This window comes from Acutalibacter sp., assembly GCF_056800975.1.
In genome coordinates, this window is the sequence record NZ_JBQISV010000131.1 from 1 (window position 1) to 4,474 (window position 4,474).

Sequence of the window (4,474 nt, forward strand, 5' to 3'; positions counted from 1 at the left end):
CAGGCAACAAGTTTGAGTTCCGTATGCTGGGTTCCTCCAACAGCATTGCCTGTGCCAACATCATGCTGAACGCCGCTGTAGCCGAGAGCCTGAGGATATACGCCGACCGGCTGGAGGGGGCGGCGGACTTCGAGTCCGCCCTGCATGAGATGATACGCAAAACAATAAAGGACCATAAGAATATCATCTTTAATGGCAACGGCTACGACGGTTCATGGATAGAGGAGGCCACTAAAAAGCGCGGCCTGCTGAACTATCCCACCACCCCGGACTGCATGCCCCATCTGTTGGACGAAAAAAATGTGACAATGCTCACCTCCCAAGGGGTGTACAGCCGGGCGGAGCTGGAATCCCGCTGTGAGATTATGCTGGAAAATTATGTCAAGACCGTTACCATAGAAGCAAACACTATGGTCAGCATGGCCCGCCGCCAGATTGCCCCGGCAGTAGAGACCTACACCGTAAAGCTGCTGGAGGCCGCCTCGGCAAAGAAATCCCTTGACGCCGGGCTGGACAGTGCCTATGAGCTGGATTTAATAAAAGAGCTGTCACAGCTGGCCCATGAGATTTCTCAGCGCGCGGGCCAGCTGGAGGAAGCTGTCGGAGAGCTCTCCGGCACGGTAGAGGAGCAGGGCTACACGGTGCGTGATGTGCTCTTAAAGCACATGAAGGAGCTTCGGATGGTATGCGACCGGGCTGAGACCATCACTGCCAAAGAGTTCTGGCCCTATCCCAGCTACGGCGATATACTTTTCAGCGTAAGGTAAAAACATTGTAACTTAAAGGAGTGTGGATATTATGGGAGCGGAGCAGATTATATCCCTGGTGACGGAAACTGTGAGCACACAGGTATTCGGGGTCTGGTTTCTCATTGGCGCGGCCCTGGTGTTCTTTATGCAGGCTGGTTTCGCTATGGTGGAGACCGGTTTCACCCGAGCCAAAAACGCTGGCAATATTATTATGAAGAACCTGATGGACTTCTGCATTGGCACAGTGGTGTTCGTACTTTTGGGCTTCAGCCTGATGATGGCCGAGGACTACGTGATGGGCTTTATCGGTATACCTAACCTGGATATATTCCGTAATTTTCCTGGTTTTATTGAAGAAAATGCCTCCAGCTTTGTGTTTAATCTGGTGTTCTGCGCCACGGCGGCCACCATTGTCTCCGGCGCTATGGCCGAGCGCACCAAGTTTTTGTCCTACTGTATTTATTCCGGAGTAATCTCCCTGTTCGTATACCCTGTTGAGGCCGGATGGGTCTGGAACAGCCAAGGCTGGCTGGTCCAGCTGGGCTTCCATGATTTTGCCGGCTCTGCGGCCATCCACTCCGTGGGCGGCGTCACGGCGCTGATCGGGGCCGTTCTGGTGGGTCCAAGGCTTGGCAAGTACATGGAGGATGAAGAAGGCAAGGTGAAGAAGGTAAACGCCATACCCGGCCACTCCATCACCCTGGGGGCTCTGGGCTGTTTCATCCTATGGTTTGGATGGTACGGCTTCAACGGCGCGGCCGCTTGGGACAACACCTCCCTGGCCTCTATTTTCCTGACTACCACCATTGCGCCGGCTGTGGCCACGGTTACCACCATGCTGTTTACCTGGATAAAGAATGGTAAGCCGGATGTTTCCATGTGTCTGAACGCATCCTTGGCAGGCCTGGTGGGTATTACCGCTGGGTGCGACGCCCTGGACGCCCTGGGCTCGGTGATTGTGGGAATTGTTTCCGGAATTCTGGTGGTCGCGGTGGTCGAAATCCTGGACCTCAAGCTGCACATCGACGACCCGGTAGGCGCTGTAGGCGTGCACCTTGCCAATGGCGTATGGGGCACCGCCGCTGTGGGGCTTCTGGCTAACCCTGACGCTCCGGCAGGCCTCAGGGGACTGTTCTACACCGGCGACCCCGGCCTGCTGTGGGTACAGCTGCTGGGCATCCTGGCAATCCTTGCCTGGACGGCTGCGCTGATGACCGTCACGTTTGCGATAATCAAAAGAACCGTTGGCCTGCGTGTTGAGCCGGAGGAGGAGATCAAGGGCCTTGACAGCACCGAACACGGCCTGCTAAGCGCCTACGCGGACTTTGCCCCAGCGGTTGAGAGCCTGGACTACGGCTGCGGGAATGCCATAGCCGTTACCGGAGACACGTCGGCCGCTGAAGCTATCCCGGTGAAAAAAGAGCCCACCCTAGTTCCTGACGGCGTGCCCAAGCTCACGAAGGTTGAGATTATCTGCCGGGAGAGCCGGTTCGAGGCCCTGAAGTCCGCCATGATGGCCCTGGGCATCACCGGCATGACGGTTTCCCATGTGCTGGGCTGCGGTGTACAAAAGGGCAAGCCCGAGTATTACAGAGGCGTGCAGGTGGAAGCCAGCCTTCTGCCCAAGATACAGGTGGATATCGTTGTCAGCCGGGTACCGGTCTCCTCGGTTGTAGAGACGGCAAAAAGAGTGCTGTATACCGGCCATATCGGCGACGGCAAGATATTTATCTATGATGTGGAGGACGTAGTGAAAGTGCGCACCGGCGAGACCGGATATGACGCGCTGCAGGACGTAGAATAATATGCCATGCGGAGAAAGCGGGGCTCGGTGTGACCCCGCCTGTTCCGCTTTCACGGAGGGATTCTTATGTGTTCGATCATCAGCTGCTGCGGCCCCTGCAACCAGCCTGACCTTGTAAAGGCATGCTTTGACCGCAGCTTGTCCCGGGGCCCGGACGACACCCGGTTTATCGATACTGGCAACGGCTTTATGGGCTTCCATCGCCTGGCTATCATGGGCCTAAGCCCTCAGGGTATGCAGCCCTTTGAGCTGGACGGCAGCTATGTGGTCTGCAACGGCGAATTATACGGCTTTGAAAAGTTCAAACAGCAGCTCGCAGACAGATACGTCTTTCAAAGCGGCTCTGACTGCGAGGTACTGCTGCCCCTTTACAGGGAGTATGGCGCCGACATGTTTAACCTGCTGGACGCGGAATTTGCCTGTGTCATATATGATGGAAACACAGGAGAGTACATAGCCGCCCGGGACCCCATCGGCATCCGTCCCCTGTACTACGGCTGGGGGGAAAGCGGCGCCATGCTCTTTGCCAGCGAGCCCAAGGACCTGATAGGCCTATGCGGGGAGATACGGCCCTTTCCGCCGGGACATTATTACAAAGCCGGGAGGTTTGTCCCCTACAGGGATATTTCCCGGACCGAGAGGGTCTGCCACGATGATATGGACACGATATGCGTAAACATCCGGGCTAAGCTCACCGCGGGCATAAAGAAGCGGTTGGTTTCAGACGCGAAGCTGGGATTCCTTCTTTCCGGCGGTCTTGACTCATCCCTGGTCTGCGCCGTGGCGCAGCGGTACTGTAAAACGCCAATCCGCACCTTTGCGATTGGCATGGAGGGAGACGCCATAGACCTGAAATATGCCCGGCAGGCTGCGGACTTTATCGGCAGCAGCCACACCCAGGTTATAATCACCAGACAAGACGTGCTGGACGCTCTGGAGACAGTGGTGGCGGTTCTGGGTACATTCGATATTACCACTATCTGCGCCAGTGTGGGCATGTTCCTGGTATGCAAATATATCCATGAGAATACAGACATCCGGGTTCTTCTTACTGGAGAAATATCCGATGAGCTGTTTGGCTATAAGTATACGGACTTTGCCCCCAGCGCCCAGGCTTTCCAGAAGGAATCCGAGAAACGCATCCGGGAGCTGCATATGTACGATGTTCTCCGGGCCGACCGCTGTATCTCCGTCAACTCTCTGGAGGCTAGGGTGCCCTTTGGCGATTTGGACTTTGTGGAGTATGTTATGTCTGTTGACCCGGAGAAAAAGCTGAATACCTACGGCAAGGGCAAGTATCTTCTGCGAAGGGCTTTTGCCCAGGGGGATTTTCTGCCGGAGGAAATTCTCTGGCGGGAAAAAGCGGCTTTTTCCGACGCGGTAGGCCACTCTATGGTGGACTATTTGAAGGAGTATGCCGAGGGGCTTTACACAGACAAGGCGTTTGAGGCAAAAAGCAAGTCCTATACCCACGCCCGGCCCTTTACGAAAGAAGCCCTGCTGTATAGAGAGTTGTTTGAGAAATACTATCCTGGCCAGGGACAGCTAATCGATGGTTTTTGGATGCCCAACCCGGAATGGAAGGGCTGTAAAGTAGACGACCCGTCGGCAAGAGTGCTGGCAAACTATGGGGCCAGCGGAGAATAAAGGAGAGGCGCGCATGAGTATACATGAGGAATGCGGAATTTTCGGTGTGTGGCTGCCAGACCGCGCGGAGGCGGCCGAGCTCTGCTATTACGGCCTTTTTGCCCTTCAGCACCGGGGACAAGAGAGCTGCGGGATTGTGATAAACGATGACGGCGTCTTCGCGTCCCATAAGGACGTTGGCCTGCTGGGAGAGGTGTTCACCCCAGAGGCGCTGGGCCGCCTGCCTAAAGGAAACATGGGGGTGGGCCATGTGCGCTACGGCACCACCGGAGGC

At 56.0% G+C, this 4,474-nt stretch carries 2 protein-coding genes and 2 pseudogenes; all 4 read left to right on the plus strand.

Going from position 1 to position 4,474, the window contains the following annotated elements; translation table 11 throughout:
• Positions 1-767: pseudogene (locus ACTO5E_RS10225) on the plus strand (glutamine synthetase type III); the annotation flags it as partial.
• A gap of 31 nt (positions 768-798) precedes the next feature.
• Positions 799-2,553, plus strand: coding sequence for an ammonium transporter (locus ACTO5E_RS10230; RefSeq protein ID WP_482303398.1), 1,755 nt, complete (start codon positions 799-801; stop codon positions 2,551-2,553).
• Between the two features lie 66 nt (positions 2,554-2,619).
• Complete coding sequence (gene asnB, locus ACTO5E_RS10235) at positions 2,620-4,200, plus strand: asparagine synthase B (protein WP_482303399.1); 1,581 nt, start codon at positions 2,620-2,622, stop codon at positions 4,198-4,200.
• Between the two features lie 13 nt (positions 4,201-4,213).
• Positions 4,214-4,474: pseudogene (locus ACTO5E_RS10240) on the plus strand (amidophosphoribosyltransferase); the annotation flags it as partial.